The 16,509-nt window shown below is 67.3% G+C and carries 16 protein-coding genes; 2 read left to right on the forward strand and 14 right to left on the reverse strand.

The genetic code is table 11. The annotated features are described in order from the left end of the window. Nucleotides 1-55: 55 nt before the first annotated feature. The 3 genes from lipA to AC06FB_RS17345 are packed head-to-tail and all read right to left on the reverse strand — an operon-like array spanning nucleotide 56 to nucleotide 2,074. Nucleotides 56-1,066, reverse strand: coding sequence for a lipoyl synthase (lipA, locus tag AC06FB_RS17335; protein ID WP_065175161.1), 1,011 nt, complete (start codon nucleotides 1,064-1,066; stop codon nucleotides 56-58). 37 nt (nucleotides 1,067-1,103) lie between these two features. Further along, nucleotides 1,104-1,808, reverse strand: a complete 705-nt coding sequence (gene lipB, locus AC06FB_RS17340) for a lipoyl(octanoyl) transferase LipB (RefSeq protein ID WP_197572546.1) — start codon at nucleotides 1,806-1,808, stop codon at nucleotides 1,104-1,106. Continuing rightward, entirely contained in the window at nucleotides 1,796-2,074 is a 279-nt protein-coding gene (locus tag AC06FB_RS17345; RefSeq protein WP_053519645.1) for a YbeD family protein, read from the reverse strand. Before AC06FB_RS17345 ends, lipB begins: the two co-directional genes overlap by 13 nt. Nucleotides 2,075-2,350: 276 nt before the next feature. Between AC06FB_RS17345 and AC06FB_RS17350 the strand changes: the two genes are divergently transcribed. Next, complete coding sequence (locus tag AC06FB_RS17350) at nucleotides 2,351-3,409, forward strand: lipid A deacylase LpxR family protein (protein ID WP_478053940.1); 1,059 nt, start codon at nucleotides 2,351-2,353, stop codon at nucleotides 3,407-3,409. 95 nt (nucleotides 3,410-3,504) lie between these two features. On the opposite strand, the gene AC06FB_RS17355 is transcribed toward AC06FB_RS17350, so the two are convergent. The 9 genes from AC06FB_RS17355 to AC06FB_RS17395 form a co-directional block, all read right to left on the reverse strand. After that, nucleotides 3,505-4,722, reverse strand: coding sequence for a D-alanyl-D-alanine carboxypeptidase family protein (locus AC06FB_RS17355; protein WP_053519634.1), 1,218 nt, complete (start codon nucleotides 4,720-4,722; stop codon nucleotides 3,505-3,507). Nucleotides 4,723-4,820: 98 nt separating this feature from the next. Beyond that, nucleotides 4,821-6,083: a septal ring lytic transglycosylase RlpA family protein gene (locus AC06FB_RS17360; RefSeq protein ID WP_197600926.1), complete on the reverse strand. Its 1,263-nt coding sequence runs from the start codon at nucleotides 6,081-6,083 to the stop codon at nucleotides 4,821-4,823. Beyond that, complete coding sequence (gene mltB, locus AC06FB_RS17365) at nucleotides 6,080-7,225, reverse strand: lytic murein transglycosylase B (protein ID WP_197572549.1); 1,146 nt, start codon at nucleotides 7,223-7,225, stop codon at nucleotides 6,080-6,082. Before mltB ends, AC06FB_RS17360 begins: the two co-directional genes overlap by 4 nt. A gap of 236 nt (nucleotides 7,226-7,461) precedes the next feature. After that, nucleotides 7,462-7,650, reverse strand: a complete 189-nt coding sequence (locus tag AC06FB_RS17370) for a hypothetical protein (protein WP_197572726.1) — start codon at nucleotides 7,648-7,650, stop codon at nucleotides 7,462-7,464. A gap of 105 nt (nucleotides 7,651-7,755) precedes the next feature. Then, entirely contained in the window at nucleotides 7,756-8,868 is a 1,113-nt protein-coding gene (gene rodA / locus AC06FB_RS17375; protein ID WP_053519637.1) for a rod shape-determining protein RodA, read from the reverse strand. Next, nucleotides 8,865-10,943 carry a penicillin-binding protein 2 gene (gene mrdA / locus AC06FB_RS17380; RefSeq protein ID WP_197571612.1) on the reverse strand — a complete coding sequence of 693 codons (2,079 nt, stop codon included), beginning with the start codon at nucleotides 10,941-10,943 and terminating at the stop codon, nucleotides 8,865-8,867. The genes rodA and mrdA overlap by 4 nt, the downstream gene beginning before the upstream one ends. A 3-nt stretch (nucleotides 10,944-10,946) precedes the next feature. Further along, complete coding sequence (gene mreD, locus AC06FB_RS17385; RefSeq protein WP_053519639.1) at nucleotides 10,947-11,432, reverse strand: rod shape-determining protein MreD; 486 nt, start codon at nucleotides 11,430-11,432, stop codon at nucleotides 10,947-10,949. Further along, entirely contained in the window at nucleotides 11,429-12,496 is a 1,068-nt protein-coding gene (gene mreC / locus AC06FB_RS17390) for a rod shape-determining protein MreC (protein ID WP_262218923.1), read from the reverse strand. Before mreC ends, mreD begins: the two co-directional genes overlap by 4 nt. A 121-nt stretch (nucleotides 12,497-12,617) precedes the next feature. Then, nucleotides 12,618-13,664, reverse strand: coding sequence for a rod shape-determining protein (locus AC06FB_RS17395; RefSeq protein ID WP_005411077.1), 1,047 nt, complete (start codon nucleotides 13,662-13,664; stop codon nucleotides 12,618-12,620). Between the two features lie 283 nt (nucleotides 13,665-13,947). Between AC06FB_RS17395 and AC06FB_RS17400 the strand changes: the two genes are divergently transcribed. Further along, on the forward strand, nucleotides 13,948-14,886 hold the full coding sequence (locus tag AC06FB_RS17400; protein WP_053519641.1) for a carbohydrate kinase family protein: 939 nt from the start codon (nucleotides 13,948-13,950) through the stop codon (nucleotides 14,884-14,886). 188 nt (nucleotides 14,887-15,074) lie between these two features. Here the strand turns inward: AC06FB_RS17400 and AC06FB_RS17405 are convergent, their stop codons facing one another. Together AC06FB_RS17405 and AC06FB_RS17410 are read right to left on the reverse strand one after the other, a co-directional pair. Next, entirely contained in the window at nucleotides 15,075-15,695 is a 621-nt protein-coding gene (locus tag AC06FB_RS17405; RefSeq protein WP_111186198.1) for an HAD family hydrolase, read from the reverse strand. Continuing rightward, nucleotides 15,695-16,426 carry a hypothetical protein gene (locus AC06FB_RS17410; protein WP_197571614.1) on the reverse strand — a complete coding sequence of 244 codons (732 nt, stop codon included), beginning with the start codon at nucleotides 16,424-16,426 and terminating at the stop codon, nucleotides 15,695-15,697. The genes AC06FB_RS17405 and AC06FB_RS17410 overlap by 1 nt, the downstream gene beginning before the upstream one ends. Nucleotides 16,427-16,509 lie beyond the last annotated feature (83 nt).

A 16,509-nucleotide genomic window follows, 5' to 3' on the forward strand; every position in this document is an offset into this window, starting at 1 on the left:
CCCCCCCCCCCCCCCCCCCCCCCCCCCCCCCCCCCCCCCCCCCCCCCGCTACCGGTCAGGAAACTCCGGCGCCCTTGGCCTGCACGTCGGCGTGGTACGAAGAGCGCACCATGGGGCCGGAGGCGACGTGGCTGAAGCCCAGCTCATAGCCGTAGTCTTCCAGCGCCTTGTAATCCTCGGGCGTCCAGTACTTCAGCACCGGGTGGTGGTGCGCGGTCGGCTGCAGGTACTGGCCGATGGTGATCATGTCCACGTCGTGGGCACGCAGGTCACGCATCGTCGCCTTGATCTGCTCGAAGTCCTCGCCCAGACCCAGCATGATGCCGCTCTTGGTCGGCACCTGCGGGTGCTGGGCCTTGAAGTTCTTCAGCAGCGTCAGCGACCACTGGTAGTCCGCGCCCGGGCGCACGTTGCGGTACAGGTCCGGCACGGTCTCGATGTTGTGGTTGAACACGTCCGGCGGGTTCTGCGCGAGGATGTCCAGCGCGCGCTCCATGCGGCCCTTGCCGCGGAAGTCCGGGGTCAGCACTTCGATGCGGGTACCCGGCGACTTCTCACGGATGGCGGTGATGCAGTCGACGAAGTGCTGGGCACCGCCGTCGCGCAGGTCATCGCGGTCGACACTGGTCACCACCACGTACTTCAGGCCCATGTCGGCCACCGTCTGGCCGAGGCTGGCCGGCTCGTTGGCATCCGGCGGCTTGGGCCGGCCGTGGGCGACGTCGCAGAACGAGCAGCGGCGGGTGCAGACCTCGCCCAGGATCATGAAGGTCGCCGTACCGTGGCCGAAGCACTCATGGATGTTCGGGCAGCTGGCTTCCTCGCAGACCGTCACCAGGCGGTTCTCGCGCAGCTTGGCCTTCAGGTTCTGGACCGCATTGCCCGAAGGAATGCGCACGCGGATCCAGGAGGGCTTGCGCAGCACCGGTGCATCGGCGAACTGAACCGGCGAACGGTTGATCTTGTCCCCGCCCAGCTGCTTGACGCCGGCCTGCAACGGTGCGGCGGTCGGAATGTCGCCCTGCACGATCTGCAGGGGAATGGTGCGGGCGGTGGTTTCAGTCATGGCAGTTCCGGGGAGCGGTCACGCGGCCGCAGAGAGATCAGGCAGTGAGATCAGGCAGTTCGGGCACGTGCTGCAGCCGCAGGCCGAACTGGCGGGCCAGCTGTTCCAGCAGCACCGTCTTGACGGCATCCATCCCGGACGGCCCGCCCAAGTCTACCACCGAGGTCACCTGCAGCCCCTGATAACCACAGGGGTTGATGCGGTGGAAGGGTTCCAGGTCCATGGCCACGTTGAAGGCCAGGCCATGGAAGGTGCAGCCACGGCGCACGCGGATGCCCAGCGCGGCAATCTTGGCATTGCCAACGTAGACGCCAGGGGCACCTTCGCGGCGTTCGGCACCGATGTTCCATTCGGCCAACGTATCGATGATGGCCTGCTCGATGCGGCACACGTAGTCGCGCACGCCGATGCCCAGGCGCGGCAGGCGCAGCAGCGGGTAGATCACGATCTGCCCCGGCCCGTGGTAGGTGACCTGGCCGCCGCGGTCCACGTGCAGCACCGGGATCGCCCCCGGCGCCAGCACATGCTCGTCCTTGCCGGCCTGGCCGAGGGTGAACACCGGATCGTGTTCCACCACCCACAGCTCGTCGGTCGTCTCGTCAGCGCGCTGATCGGTGAAGCGCTGCATCGCCCGCCAGACCGGCTCATAGGCCTGGCGGCCAAGGTCGCGCACCAGCGCCGGACGCGGCGGGCGGTTTTCCGGAGCGGCGTCGGCCGGGCAGCTGTCGGCTACAGCGTCCACTTCACTTCCGGGTGATCGCGCAGCGCCCGATGGGCGGCGTCGTACTGTTCGCGGGTCTCGGCCTTGAACACCAGCCGGACCGACACGTACTTGCCATTGGACGAATGCTTCCAGCTGATGCGCTCGTTCACGACGTCGAGGCCTTCGGCCTGCAGCAGTCGAGGAAGCTCATGCTCCAGGCCGCGGTTGGCCGGGCCCATGGCGCTGAGCTCGAACTGGCCGGGGAACTGGAAGCCGTGGTCGGGGTTGTCGGACTTGATTTCCATGGACCCATTATCGGGCCGCAGGGCAACAAACCCAAGAGTATTCATCCAGGTCAACGCGGACACCGGCAGGCCGCTGCGTTGCACCTGAATTCCCATTCAGCTTCCTGCCGCGGGCGCGCGACAAGCCCCCCCCGGCGCCGGTTGTCGTCACGAGACAATGTCGTTTTCGGAACAGACAAGTGACCGGGACGCGCTCGTACCGTCACGCGGGCCGGGGTACCGTGTCGTTGCATATAACGACAGACGACCACCCCTTTCCCCATGAGCATTCCATCCATGCGTAGCGTCGCAGCCTTCGGGCTGTCCGGCCTCCTGGCCGCCGCCCTCCCCCTTGCCGCGCAGGCCGCCGAACAATGCGGCCCCGATGCCATGCGTGAGCACCCGCCGCAGATCAATTTCCGCGTTGACAACGACCTGTTCGGCGGCCGCCACCAGGACCAGGGGTATACCAACGGCGCCGAACTGACCTTCGTATCACCGAACCTCGTCGATTACACCGACGATCCCTGCCTGCCGCGCCTGGCGCGCTGGGTCAACGGCTATCTGGAGCGCCTGCACCCGGGCCGGTTCGAACAGCAGAACATGATCTTCAGCATCGCCCAGGGCATCTTCACCCCGACCGACTTCACCCGGAAGGACCTGATCAAGGATGACCGCCCCTACGCGGGCGTGCTGATCGCCAGCTTCGGCTACAACGCGCGCAGTGGTGATCGGCTGCAGACCACCCAGCTGACGCTGGGCGTTGTCGGTCCGTGGGCCCAGGGCAAGCAGGTGCAGAACGCTGTGCATGAGGTGCTGGGCGACGAGAAGTTCCAAGGCTGGGACAACCAGCTGCACAACGAGCCGCTGGTGATGCTGACCCATGAGCGGATGCGTCGTTGGCCGGGCGATGCCAGCGTCAACGCGGGCGGCTGGGGCTGGGACGCGATCAGCCACTACGGCGGCTCGGTCGGCAACCTGGCGACCAAGGCCAACATCGGTGGCGAGGTGCGCTTCGGCTGGAAGCTGCCGGATGACTTCGGCAGCACGCCGCTGCGTCCTGCCGGCGAGAACACCGCGCCGACCCGCGGTGGCAGGCCGAGCGGCTGGTCATGGCACCTGTTCGCCACCAGCGATGCCGCCTGGGTGATCCGCGACATCACCCTGGACGGCAACACCTTCCGCAACAGCCACAGCGTCGACAAGCGCCACATCGTGGCCTACGGCGGCTACGGAATCGCGGTGATGCGCGGTCGCTGGAAGTTCGCGGCGGCGCGCTACCACAGCACCCGCGAGTTCAACGGCCAGCGCGAGGCACCGGTGTTCGGCAGCTTCACCATCAGCCGCTCGCTGTAGAACAGTGCGGACATCTGGTCCGCACATTGGCTGCAACGGAAAAGGCCGGCATGCGCCGGCCTTTTCCTTTTCATGTCAGCGCACGGCGCTGCGCATCATTCCGATTCCCACCACATCCAGAAGCTGTCCCACAGGCGCTTGAAGAAGCCGGCCTGCTCGACGGCAGCCACCGCCACCAGCGGCGCTTCGGCCACCACCTTGCCATCCAGGCTCACCTTCACCGTGCCGATCTGCTGGCCGGCCGTGAACGGCGCTTCCAGGGTCTTGGGCACATCGATGCTCGGCTTCAGATCGTTGTAGCGGCCACGCGGCACGCTGACCAGCATCGGCTGCGCCACGCCCAGCTGCACCTTGTCACTGGTGCCCTTCCACACCTTGTGCTCGGCGACGGCCTTGCCCGGCTCATACAGCCGGTGCGTTTCGAAGAAGCGGAAGCCCCAGTTCAACAGCGCCAGGCTGTCATCGGCGCGCTGCTTCTCGGAGGCGCCGCCCAGCACCACCGCGATCAGGCGCTGGTCGCCGCGCTGCGCCGAACTCATCAGGCAGTAGCCCGCCTCGGAGGTGTGCCCGGTCTTGATGCCATCGACACTGCCGTCGCGCCACAACAGCAGGTTGCGGTTGGGCTGCTTGATGTTGCCGACCTGGAATTCCTTGATCTTGTTGTACGCGTAGGTTTCCGGGTAATCACGCACCATCGCCCGTCCCAGCAACGCCAGGTCATAGGCGGTGCTGTGGTGGCCCGCGGCGGTCAGGCCGTGGGCGTTGACGAAGTGCGAGTTCTTCATGCCGATCTTGGCGGCGTAGCTGTTCATCAGCGAGGCGAAGGCTTCCTCGCTGCCCGCCACGTGCTCGGCCAGGGCGATCGCGGCATCGTTGCCGGACTGGATGGCCATGCCCTTTTCCATGTCTTCCAGGCGCGCGGTCTGGTTCACCGGGAAGCCGCTGTAGCTGCCGTCGGTACCCGCACCGCCTTCGCGCCAGGCGCGCTCGCTCATCATCACCTGGTCATCCGCACGGACCTTGCCGTTCTTGACCTCAGCGGCGATCACGTAGGAGGTCATCACCTTGGTGATGCTGGCCGGCGCCAGCTGCTCGTGGATGTTCTCGCCCGCCAGCACCTGGCCGGTGGCGTAGTCCATCAGGATCCAGGCCTTGGACACACTCGGCACCGGGGCCGGTGGCGTGGCCACGGTGGCCGGAGCCGCAGCGGCGGCAGGTGCAGGTGCGGCCGGGGTCGGCAGCGGCGTCTGGGCAGAAGCCAGGCCCACCACCAGGGTGGCGGCCAGGGCGGTGGCGGCGGAACGGAAATTCATTGGACAGCGGGCTCCAGGGACGGCCGGGAATGGAGGGGGAACAGAATGGCCATTGTAGGCCGGGGGGGCCCGGGCCGGCAGCACCGACCCGGGCGGGATCAATCCTTGACGATCTGCGGCGATCCAAGGCCCAGACCGGCGATGCGGCCGACAAGTTCCGCGGCACTGGCATGGTCGCTGGCGGGTACGCGCAGACGGAAGAGCGTGCGGCCACCGGCGGCGATGTCGCTGATGGTCGCGCCGACGATGCCGGCCGCATTGAGCTGGCCCATCGCACGATTGGCATTGTCACGGTTGGAGAAGCTGGCCACCTGCACCATCACCGCACCCACCACCTGCTGCGACAGCGTGGGGCTGCTGGCCGGTGCCGCGGAAGCGCGCGGCGCCGTGGCGGCGACCCTCGCCGGCGCAGCGGCAGGTGCCGCAGTGCGGACGCCCACTGCACTCGGCGGCAGGCTGCTGACCGCCACGTCCGGCAACGTGCTGACCACCGCCTGCGTGGTGGCCGGCTGGCCCCGGGTCGGCGCCGCATCGGCAGGCAGGCGTTTGACCAGGCGGTCGATGTCGCTGTCGGCCGCCGGGCGCGTGGCGACAGTGCTCGCCATCGTCGTCGCCGCACCGGCAGCGGCGGCGGCTTCGGCCGCCCGGCGCTCGCGGCGCGACGGCTTCTGCGCCAGCAGATTGCCCTCACCCGGCTGCAGCGCGCGCACCTCCACATTGCCGGTTCCGCGCTGGGTGATGCCCAGGCGTACCGCAGCGGCATAGCTCAGATCGACCACGCGGCCATCGTGGAACGGGCCCCGGTCATTGACCCGCACGATCACCGACTCGCCGTTGTCCAGATTGGTCACGCGGGCGAAGCTGGGCAGCGGCAGCGTCTTGTGCGCAGCGGTGAACTGGTACATGTCGTAGACCTCCCGGTTCGAGGTCAGGCGGCCATGGAACTTGGCGCCGTAGTACGACGCCGTACCGCGCTCGACATAATCGCGGGTATCGTCGAGCACCTTGTACGACTTGCCCAGCACCACGTACGGCGATTTGTTGCCGATGGCCGAGCGTGTTTCAGCCGTCACTTCCGGCTCGGGAATGCAGGCCACGTTCGGAATGTAGGTCGGCGTGCTGTCTTTCACGCCCGGCCGGTACAGGCCGCCGGCGGTGTAGTTGCCCCGCGTGTTCGGGTCTTCCTTGGCCGCCGCATAGGGCGATCCCTCCGGACAATGCGCCGGGCGCGTGCCCCTGCCCTGCACCACCGTACCGGAAGGCGTTCCACCGTGGCCGGCGGTGGCCGGCTTCTTCGGCGCGCTGCTGCAGGCGGCCAGCGCGAGGACGATCAATCCAGGGACCAGCCATCTGATGTTCATGCCGGGGGCAGCTCCTGTCCGGCAATGGCCTGCGACAACTGGAACACGGCCATCGCATACATCTTCGAGAGGTTGTAGCGGGTGATCGCGTAGTAGTTCTGGAAGCCCAGCCAGTACTGCTTGCCGGCGCTGCCCTCGAGCGTAACCGGAGTGGCCGTCGCACCCGGCTGTACCGGTGCGGCAGGCTGATAGCCACGCTGGGCCAGATCGGCCAGCGACCAGGTCGGTGCCCACTCGGTCGGATTGAATTCCTCGCGCCCCGGAGCGAGTGTCGCCGGCACGGCCACCTGCCCGCCCCGGACCCAGCCTCCCTTCTTCACGAAGTAGTTGGCAATGGAGGAAAACACGTCGTCGTAGCTGTTGAACAGGTCACGGCGACCGTCGCCGTTGCCATCCACGGCATAGTCCAGGTAGCTGGACGGCATGAACTGGCCCATGCCCATCGCACCGGCATAGCTGCCCTTGAGCGTGGTGATGTCGAGTTTCTCCTCGCGGCCCAGTTCAAACAGCTTGGCCAGTTCATCACGGAAGAACAGCTCGCGGCGCACCTCGCGTTCCAGCTTCTCCGGATCGCCGCTGCGCGGGTAGTAGAAGGCCAGCGTGTACAGCGCATCGAGCACGCGGTGGTTGCCGGCATTCCTGCCATAGCTTGTCTCCACGCCGATGATCGCCACGATCACCTCGGCCGGAACACCGGTGCGCTGCTGCACGCGATCCAGCTCGGCGCGGTGTTCGGCGAGGAAGGCACGGCCCCCCTCGATGCGCGCCTTGCTGATGAACATCGGCCGGTATTCGTTCCAGGGTTTGACCCGTTCGGCAGGGCGCGACATCGCGGCGATGATCGGCTGGCGCACCTGCGCCTGGTCGAGCACGCGACGGATCTCGTCGGGCTGGAGTCCGTAACGCTTGGCGGTATCGGCGATGAAGGTGGCGCGCGCAGTCTCGAACGGAACCGGCGTGAGATCGACCGGCGGCGCGGTGGCGGCGGTGGCTTCCGGCGCGGCCTCGGCCGGTCCCTTGGGCTTGGTGGCCGGATGGCGCGGCGTACTGCTGGCCTGCGGTGAAGACGGTGGAGATGTCGGCTGGGTCGCGCAGGCGACCAGGCCGAGGGTAAGCATGCAGGCCAGAGTGCGTCGAATCATCGTCGCAGGTTAGCAGGTCATGGATGAATTAGAACCCCTAACACCATGAATCACAACGATTTGCTTGCAAGCAGTCGAAATTGTGAAAACGATGTGAGCGATCCATCGTATTCAGTTGAGAGGTTGCCGGTTGCGTCCCCATCCCCGCAGACGCAACCGGCGACCGGATCCGGTCGATACGCGCGCGGCTGCCGCTCCCCAGTGGCAGTACCCCCGCGCGCCCTGTATCCGTTGGATCAGTACTGCTTCCCGCCCGACGCCCCCTCGCGCTGCAACGATAGACGGCGCGCCGTGCCGAACGGGCCGCCATTGTGCAGGCCGATTGCGACAAGTCCATTGATCAAAATCAACGCAGCGTAAAAGTGTGAACTAGATAACGTTTTTTTAGGGCTTTGGTCAGCGGACCTGCTGTTGCGCGTCTTCATGGGAACGCTTCCATGAAGGGCGTTGCGCAAGCGTTGGACGGCCCCGGCCTTGCCCGAAACCGCAGAGGTGCAGCAACCCGCGTCGGCCGCGCGCTCCCGGAGGTGCTAGCCGTAGCCGCCGTGCACGGGATTGTGGCTGCGCACCGCCATCACCAGCCCGAAGCCGGCCAGCAGCGAGACGGCCGACGTACCGCCATAGCTGATCAACGGCATCGGTACGCCCACCACCGGCAACAGACCCGAGATCATTCCGCCATTGACCAGCACGTAGACGAAGAACGCCAGGCCGGTGGCACCGGCCAGCAGCCGCGAATAGGAGTCGCGCGACTGGCTGGCAATCCACAGGCAGCGCCCGATCACCACCAGGTACAGCGCCAGCACGACGGCCACGCCGATCCAGCCGAATTCCTCGCTCAACACCGAGAATGCAAAGTCGGTGGTCTGCTCGGGAATGAAGTTCAGGTGCGACTGCGAGCCTTCGCCCCAGCCCTTGCCGTCGAACCCGCCGGAACCGATCGCGATCTTCGACTGGATGATGTTCCAGCCCGCGCCCAGCGCATCCATTTCCGGGTCGAGGAACATCATGATGCGGTCCTTCTGGTAGGGCCGCAGCAGCCAGAACCAGGCCAGCGGCGCAACCGCGGCCACGCCGCCCACGCCCAGCCCCACCCACCACCATGGCAACCCGGCCAGCAGCAGCACGAACACGCCGCTGGCGGCGATCAGCACGCCCGTGCCGAAGTCCGGCTGCAGCATCACCAGACCGGTCGGCACGCCGATGATGACCAGCGACACCAGCACCGTATTGATGCGTGGTGGCAAGGGCACCCGGTGCAGGTACCAGGCCACCATCATCGGCAGGCTCACCTTCAGCAGTTCAGCCGGCTGCAGGTAGAAGAACTTCAGGTCCAGCCACTGCCGGCCGTATTTGCCGGTACCGAGCACGAACACCGCCAGCAACGGGATCATCGAGATCGCGTAGATCATCGGCGTCGCCGAACGGATGCGCAGGATCGGTACCCGCGAGATGGCCCACAGCGCAGCCATGCCCACGGCGAAGCGGGCGCCCTGCGCCATTACCAGGCTGTCGCCGCCTGCACTCTTCAGCGTGGCCAGGCCGATCATCATCAGCGCGCCCAGGGCAAGGCACAGCACCCAGTCCAGCGTGCTGAAGAAGCGCCGCAGCATGTCCCCGGCCCATCGCAGGAAGGCCTTCATCGCGTCGCCTCCGCAGCCGCCGGTGGACGCGGCGCGGCAGGCAGTGCCGGTACCGGCGCAGCGGGTGTTCCCGGCTGCGGCTGGGGCTGCGGGACCGCAGCGCCGATCAGCACCGGATGCTCACCGACCTGTGCGGCGGCAGCATCCCCCGCCTGGCGGGCGCCCACGTCCTCGTTGTCGAAAGCGGTCGCACCGATGGCGGTGGTGCCGCGTTCGCTGTCCAGCGGCTGGATGCCATCGGGCATCTTGCCCAACAGCCAGGCATCGAACACCTTGCGTGCGATCGGCGCAGCTGCCGAGCCGCCGTAACCGCCGCCTTCCACCGCGATCGCCAATGCGATCACCGGCTGATCAGCCGGCGCGAAGCCAACGAACAGCGCACGGTGGCGCAGGTGCATCGGCAGGCTCTTGGGATTCACCGCTGCCGTGCCACGGCGGCTGACCACCTGCGCGGTGCCGGTCTTGCCGGCCATCACGTACGGCGCCCCGACCGCCACCCGCCAGCCGCTGCCGCCGGGCTGCATGGTCGCCATCATGCCTTCGCGCACGGCCTGCACGTTGTTCGGATTGGGGCTGACCGGCTTGCTGTCGCGTGCCGGCACCCCGGTCCACTCGCTGTCGAACCCTTCGCGCTGCTGGATGACCAGGTGCGGCGTGCGCAGCTGCCCGCTGGCCAGACCGCTGACGCCCCGCGCCAGCTGCAGCGGAGTGACCTTCCAGTCGCCCTGGCCGATGCTGATGTTGACCGTATCGCCGGGGTACCACGCTTCCTTGCGGGTCTTCCGCTTGTACGCCGGTGACGGCAGGATGCCGCCGATCTCGCCGGTCAGGTCGATGCCGGTCGGCTGGCCGAAACCGTAATAGTCCATGTAATGGTCGAAACGCTCGATGCCCAGGTCCAGCGCCAGCCGGTAGTAATAGGTATTGACCGAATTTGAGATCGACTTGCGCAGGTCGGTCCAGCCATGGCCGCCACGGTTGGCATCGCCCCAGCCGCGGCTGGTGCCGGGCAGGTAGAACATGCCGGTGGACAGGATCTTGTCTTCCGGGCGGCGCACACCGGCGTCCAGACCGGCCAGTGCGATCAGCGGCTTGAGCGTCGAGCCGGGCGCCACGCCGCCCAGTACGAGGCGGTTGAACTGCGGGCGCGATGGATTGTCGTTCAACGCTTTGAAATCGGCGTGGGAGATGCCGTTGACGAACAGGTTCGGGTCGTACGACGGCAGGCTGACCATCGCCAGGACCTCGCCCGTGCGCGGGTCCATCGCGACCGCCGAGCCTTCCTGGTCGCCGAAGGCGGCAACCATCGCCCGCTGCAGGTCGGCGTCGATCGACAGGCGCAGGTCGACACCGGACTGCGCGGCAACGCGGCCGATGGTGCGGATCGCACGGCCCTGCACGTTGGTCTCCACCTGCTCGTAACCGACCTTGCCGCGCAGCTGCTGCTCGTAATAACGCTCCAGGCCCGACTTGCCGATGTGGGTCAACGCGGCATTGCCCTCGCCAAGGATCTCCAGATCCTTGTCATCGACACGACCGACGTAGCCGATGATATGCGCGAACAGATCGCCGTACGGATAACGACGGGTCAGGTAGGGCTCCAGCTCGACACCCGGGAAGCGCCAGCGATCGACGGCGAAGCGTGCCATCTCATCGTCGGTCATGCGCAGCTTGAGCGTGACCGGCAGGAACTTCCGGCGCGCCTTGCGCGACTTGTTGAACGCCTCCAGCTCTTCCGGACTGATCTCGATGATCTTTGCCAGTCCTTCCAGCGTGGCATCCATGTCCTTGACCTTGTCCGGGGTCACGTCCAGGCGGAAAGCCGGCACGTTCTCGGCCAGCAGGCGGCCGTTGCGGTCGTAGATCATGCCGCGCCCCGGCACCACCGGCCGCGGCTTGATGCGGTTGGCTTCCGAACGGGTGGCGTAGATGTCGTGGTCCAGCACCTGCAGCTTGAAGTACCAGCCCCCCAGCCCGAGCAGGCAGACCAGCACCCCCAGGAAACCCAGCGCCGCACGACGGCGGAACTGCTCGGCTTCGGCGTGCGGGTTCTTGACCTGGCGGCGCGGAATCATGGCTCAACGCCCGCGTTTGCCGAAACGCACCGCGTCCAGCAGCACGAATACCAGCGGCCACAGGCCCATGCCCAGCAGCGGCGCCCACCAGTACGACCACGGCAGCGTCGGCTCATCCACCACGATGTGCACCAGCGCGCTGACGATGCGGTCGTTGAACAGCAGGCCACCAATGGCGAGCATCTGCTGGGACATCGGGAAGAAGCGGATGCGGGCGCGGAAGCGCTGCAGGATGAAGGCCAGCATCACCAGGCGCAGCGCTTGTTCACCCAGCACCCCGCCATACAGCAGGTCGGCGACAACGCCACTGGCGAATGCGATGCCGAGACCAACGCGCTCGGGCGTTTCGATCACCCAGTACGCCAGCACCAGCGCCAGCCAGTACGGGCGCAGCGGCTGCAGCAGGGCCGGCAACGGCAGCAGGCCCAGCAGCAGGGCCACCACCAGACTGGCCGGCAGCACCCAGGGATTGTCGCGCAGGCGGCTCATCGCTGGACCTCTGCGGCGGCGGCCGGTCCGGTTGCCGGCTGCGGATCCGGGGCGGTCGAAGACGCCGGAGTGACGGCCGGCGCCGACGGCTGCCCTGCGCGGGCGTCTGCCGGTGCTGCTGCCGGTGCTGCTGCCGGCGTTGCCGGGACTGGCACGGTTGCCGCATTGGCTGGCCCGCCTGGCGCGGTGTCCTCCAGCTGCAGGCGTACTTCCGGCGGGATGCGGATCGCTGCGCCCGGGCGCAGCAGCAGCACATCGCGGCCGCGGTCGAGCTGTGCGGCCGGCTTCAGCTCACCGACCAGGAAGGCATGGGTGTCATCCGGGCGCAGCGCGGTGATGGTGCCGACCGGGAAACCGGCCGGGAAACGGCCACCGAGACCGGAGGTGACGATCTCATCGCCCACTTCCACCCCGGCACTGAGCGGGATGTCGCGCAGTTCCAGCGTATCGCCGCGACCGTAGACGATCAGGCGGACACCGTTGCGGGCCACGGTCACCGGCACGGCATGGTCGGGGTCGGTCAGCAGCAGCACGGTAGAGGTGCCGCCGGTAACGCTGATCACCTGGCCCATCAGCCCACCGGCGTCGATCACCGCCTGGCCGACATGCACTCCCTCGCGGCTGCCTGCGTCGAGTACCAGACGCTGTTTCACCGGGTCCAGGTCGATATCGAGGATCGGCGCCAACTGCACGTCCAGTCCGCTGCGCTCGGCCACGTTCAACAGTTCGCGCAGCTGGGCATTGTCCAGCGCAGCGGTCTGCAGACGGGTCAGGCGGGCGTTGGCCAGCAGCAGCTGGTTGCGCAGCTCGCGGTTCTCGCTGACCAGCTGGCTGTGGCTGGCCGCGTTGTCCTTGACCTGGCTGCCCAGCTTGCCCGGCAGGCCTGCCAGGGCCCAGACCGGCTGCACCAGGGTGTTGGCCTGTTCACGCAGGCGCGCCAGCCAGCCGGCCTGGTCGTCGAGGACGATCAGGGTGATGGCCAGCGCGAGATAGGCCAGCAGCCGCAGCGGGCTGGCGGCATCACCGGATCGGGAAGCAACGGGAGGACCGGCGTAGGGCGGCACGGCAACGATTCAACTGGCAGAAGGCGGAGGGGAAACACGCGGACGCCCCGCCGGTGCCGGCCCGCCAACGCGACGGGCCGCACCCCGGAGGGGCGCTGCGGGCAGGAACGGCCGGGACGGCTTATTCCGGCGCAAAGAACTCGTTGCCGTGCATGTCGACCAGCTCCAGCGCACGACCACCGCCGCGGGCCACGCAGGTCAGCGGATCGTCGGCCACCTGCACGTGCAGGCCGGTCTCCTCGGAGATCAGGCGATCCAGGTCGCGCAGCAGGGCGCCACCACCGGTCAGCACGATGCCGCGCTCGGCGACGTCGGCGCACAGTTCTGGCGGCGTCTGCTCCAGGGCCAGCTTGACCGCGCTGACGATGCCCGACAGGGGTTCGTGCAGGGCTTCGAGCACTTCGTTGGAGCTGATCTTGATCATCTTCGGCACGCCCTCGGCGAGGTTGCGGCCGGAAATCTCCAGCTCCTGCACCTCCGCCTGCGGGTAGGCACAGCCCAGCTCCACCTTGATGCGCTCGGCCGTGGCTTCACCGATCAGCATGCCGTGGTTGCGGCGCACGTAGTTGGTGATCGACTCGTCGAAGCGGTCGCCACCGATGCGGACGGAGGCCGAATAGACGATGCCGTTGAGGGAGATGACCGCCACTTCGGTGGTGCCACCGCCGATATCGATGACCATCGAGCCACGGGCTTCGGTGACCGGCATGCCGGCGCCGATCGCAGCGGCCATCGGCTCTTCGATCAGGTACACGTCACGGGCACCGGCTTCCTCGGCCGATTCCTTGATCGCACGACGCTCGACCTGGGTCGAGCCGGCCGGCACACAGACCAGCACGCGCGGACTCGGGCGCAGCACGCGGGACTTGTGCACCTTCTTGATGAAGTGCTTGAGCATCGCCTCGGTATAGGTGAAGTCGGCGATGACGCCATCCTTCATCGGGCGGATGGTGGTGATGTGGCCCGGGGTACGGCCCAGCATCTGCTTGGCCTCGGCACCGACGGCTGCCACCGAGCGGGTGCCACCGATGGCACGGTCCTGGCGCACGGCCACGACCGAAGGCTCATTCAGCACGATCCCCTGCCCGCGCACGTAGATGAGGGTGTTGGCCGTGCCCAGGTCGATGGACAGGTCGTTGGAGAACATGCCACGGAGTTTCTTGAACATCTGAGGAAGGAGTCCTGAGGGGTGTCGTGCCCGCCGCGGGATGGCGAAAAAATGGGCAGAAATCGAGGCCGACAAGCCTAGCAACCCGCCTGCCGCCGAGCAAGGAAAAATCCAGCTGAACCCGCGTCTTCACAGGCTTTGGGCCTGATCCTGCATCACCCGCTTCTGGCCCTGAGCGGCACCAGCGGGTAACCTTTGCGCCGTCGGGCGCCCAAGGGCGCCGTTTGCTTGCCCGTCGAAGCGGGCAGGCCCACCCCAAAATTCACCGCATAGGCTTACATCGATGTCCGCTCTGATCTGTGGTTCTCTTGCCTTCGACACCATCATGGTGTTTCCGGACCAGTTCAAGAATCACATCCTGCCGGACAAGGTGCACATCCTGAACGTGTCGTTCCTGGTCCCGCGGATGCGCCGCGAGTTCGGCGGCTGCGCCGGCAACATCGCCTACAACCTGCACCTGCTGGGGGGCCACCCGATCCCGATGGGCACGGTCGGCTCGGACTTCGGCCCGTACCGCGAGTACTTCGATGGCCTGGGCATCGACCTGTCGCGCGTGCGCGTGATCGATGAGCTGTTCACCCCGCAGGCGTTCATCACCACCGACCACGACAACAACCAGATCACCGCCTTCCACCCGGGCGCGATGATGCGTTCCTACGAGAACCACGTGCGTGGCGTGCCGGGCGTGACCCTGGGCCTGGTCGGCCCGGACGGCCGCGAAGGCATGATCCAGAACGCGCTGGAGTTCCACGAGGACGGCATCCCGTTCATCTTCGACCCGGGCCAGGCCATGCCGCTGTTCAACGGACCGGAGCTGCGCCAGTTCATCGAGCAGGCCGACTACGTGGTGGTCAACGACTACGAGTCGAACCTGCTGCAGGAACGCACCGGCTGGGACGAGAAGGAAATCGTCAGCCGCGTGCAGGCCTACATCACCACCCGCGGCCCGAAGGGCGCGGTCATCCACACGCCGGACAAGAGCTACGACATCCCGCCGGCGCACGAGCGCCGTGTGGTCGATCCGACCGGCTGCGGCGATGCCTTCCGCGCCGGCCTGATCTACGGCATCCAGAAGGGCTACGACTGGCTGACCATCGGCCGCATGGGCAACCTGATGGGCGCACTGAAGGTCGAGCACCCGGGCACCCAGAACCAGCGCTTCACCTTCGATGAGTTCAACGAGCAGTTCAAGCAGCAGTTCGGTTACGCGCTGGGCGCGTAAACCGAACTGCCCGCGCATCTGCTCGGTGGGTGTCGACCTGGGTCGACACTGCCGGCCAGCGGCCGGCACCACCGGAACTTCCGACCGACACGTTGCCTGCTGTCTGTAGAGCCGAGCCCATGCTCGGCTTGCGCGCGCCAGCGCGATCTGACCGCAGAGCAGCCGAGCGTGGGCTCGGCTCTACACGGTCATGCGCCCTGCCACGCTGCCAACAGGGCGCGGCAATCGGCGAAGTGCCAATCCGCGCGGCCCGGCCACGGGTTGTCAGGCAGGTTGACCAGCACGGTGTGGGTGCCGGCGGCACGGCCGCAGTCCAGATCATAGGCGTGGTCACCCACCATCACCGCCTGCGCGGCGGCAATGCCCCAGCGCCGCAGGTGCTGCTGCAGGCCATCCGGCGAGGGCTTGGGCACCGCTTCTTCGCGGCCGATGATGTCGGCATCGTCGAACAGTTCCCCGACCCCGATCGCCTCCAGCGTCAGCTTCGCCAGCGCATGGTCGTTGCGGGTCAGGATGCCCAGCCGGCAGCCAGCCGCCGCCAGCGCGCGCAGCAGCTTCACCGCGCCCGGTGCCGGCAACGCCTCCTCGGCCAGCCCGCGCTCGTGGTCCAGCAACCACTCACGCTTGGCCTGCGCCGATGCGTCAGGCAGCGCCGCGATATGGTCGAGGATGTCTTCCTCGGCGGCGATCTCCAGTGCGCGGCGGATCGCGGCGAAATCATGCACGGCCACAGTCAGCGTGCCGTCCATGTCGAACACCCAGTGCCGGATCGCGGACAACGCGTGCACTGCGCTGCCCGTCGCGATCATCACTGCCACCACGACGGCATGCGGCTTGCGTCCACGCCCCCGGTCTCGAACACCGCCGTGCGGGTGCCGCCGGCCTTGACCGGGAACTCGATGCTGATCGACTTGCCCTTGCGCGCAAGCTTCCACAGCGCCTTCTGATCGGTGATGAACAGCGCAATCGCCTCATCGGTCTGCGGCCGCCAGGCGGCCATCGACACCGGCTTGCCGTCGTCCACGGTCACCTTCACCGTACACTGCGGGCAGCGGAAATCGCCGGCCTGCAGCACCAGGTAGGCGTGCCGCTTCCACTCCGGGTGATCGCGGAACACCAGCTGCACCGGCTTTGCGCCGCTGCCATCCACGTCCACCCGTTCCTTGCTGTAGATCTGCGCCGAAATCTGGTTGCCCTTGTTGCCGACCGGGATCTGGTTGTACTGCCACAGCGCCTGCATGCGGCGCAGGTCGCGCGCGGCATCGCCCTTGGCCTTGACCTCTTCGAAGCCTGCGGCGATGCGCTCGGCGGCGGCCGTGTCCTTGTACTCATCCAGCAGCGCGGCGCCATGCAGTCGCGCGCGCTCCCAGTCCTGCGCGGCGACGGCCATGTCGTACTGCCTGGCCACGTCCTCGGCCTTGGCTTCCTTCTGCGCCTGAACGGCGGCCGCGGCGGCTTCCTGCGCCTTGCGCTCTTCTTCGGGATTGCTGCAGGCGGCCAGGGCCAGGGTGCAGGCGGTGAGCAGGATCAGTCGTTTCATGGCAGAGGTCCTTCGTGTTTTTCGCATGCTTGCAAAGTCGCGCATGGCTCGACTCTACAAAAAAAGCGCCGGGCAGGGCCCGG

This window comes from Stenotrophomonas sp. Steno-C15, from assembly GCF_056393265.1.

Coding starts and splice junctions, on each gene's coding strand:
- lipA (WP_065175161.1), bottom strand. CDS start 1,066: ATGACTGAAACCACCGCCCGCACCATTCCCCTGCAGATCGTGCAGGGC.
- AC06FB_RS17345 (WP_053519645.1), bottom strand. CDS start 2,074: ATGGAAATCAAGTCCGACAACCCCGACCACGGCTTCCAGTTCCCCGGC.
- AC06FB_RS17350 (WP_478053940.1), top strand. CDS start 2,351: ATGCGTAGCGTCGCAGCCTTCGGGCTGTCCGGCCTCCTGGCCGCCGCC.
- AC06FB_RS17355 (WP_053519634.1), bottom strand. CDS start 4,722: ATGAATTTCCGTTCCGCCGCCACCGCCCTGGCCGCCACCCTGGTGGTG.
- AC06FB_RS17360 (WP_197600926.1), bottom strand. CDS start 6,083: ATGAACATCAGATGGCTGGTCCCTGGATTGATCGTCCTCGCGCTGGCC.
- mltB (WP_197572549.1), bottom strand. CDS start 7,225: ATGATTCGACGCACTCTGGCCTGCATGCTTACCCTCGGCCTGGTCGCC.
- AC06FB_RS17370 (WP_197572726.1), bottom strand. CDS start 7,650: ATGAAGACGCGCAACAGCAGGTCCGCTGACCAAAGCCCTAAAAAAACG.
- rodA (WP_053519637.1), bottom strand. CDS start 8,868: ATGAAGGCCTTCCTGCGATGGGCCGGGGACATGCTGCGGCGCTTCTTC.
- mrdA (WP_197571612.1), bottom strand. CDS start 10,943: ATGATTCCGCGCCGCCAGGTCAAGAACCCGCACGCCGAAGCCGAGCAG.
- mreD (WP_053519639.1), bottom strand. CDS start 11,432: ATGAGCCGCCTGCGCGACAATCCCTGGGTGCTGCCGGCCAGTCTGGTG.
- AC06FB_RS17395 (WP_005411077.1), bottom strand. CDS start 13,664: ATGTTCAAGAAACTCCGTGGCATGTTCTCCAACGACCTGTCCATCGAC.
- AC06FB_RS17400 (WP_053519641.1), top strand. CDS start 13,948: ATGTCCGCTCTGATCTGTGGTTCTCTTGCCTTCGACACCATCATGGTG.
- AC06FB_RS17405 (WP_111186198.1), bottom strand. CDS start 15,695: ATGATCGCGACGGGCAGCGCAGTGCACGCGTTGTCCGCGATCCGGCAC.
- AC06FB_RS17410 (WP_197571614.1), bottom strand. CDS start 16,426: ATGAAACGACTGATCCTGCTCACCGCCTGCACCCTGGCCCTGGCCGCC.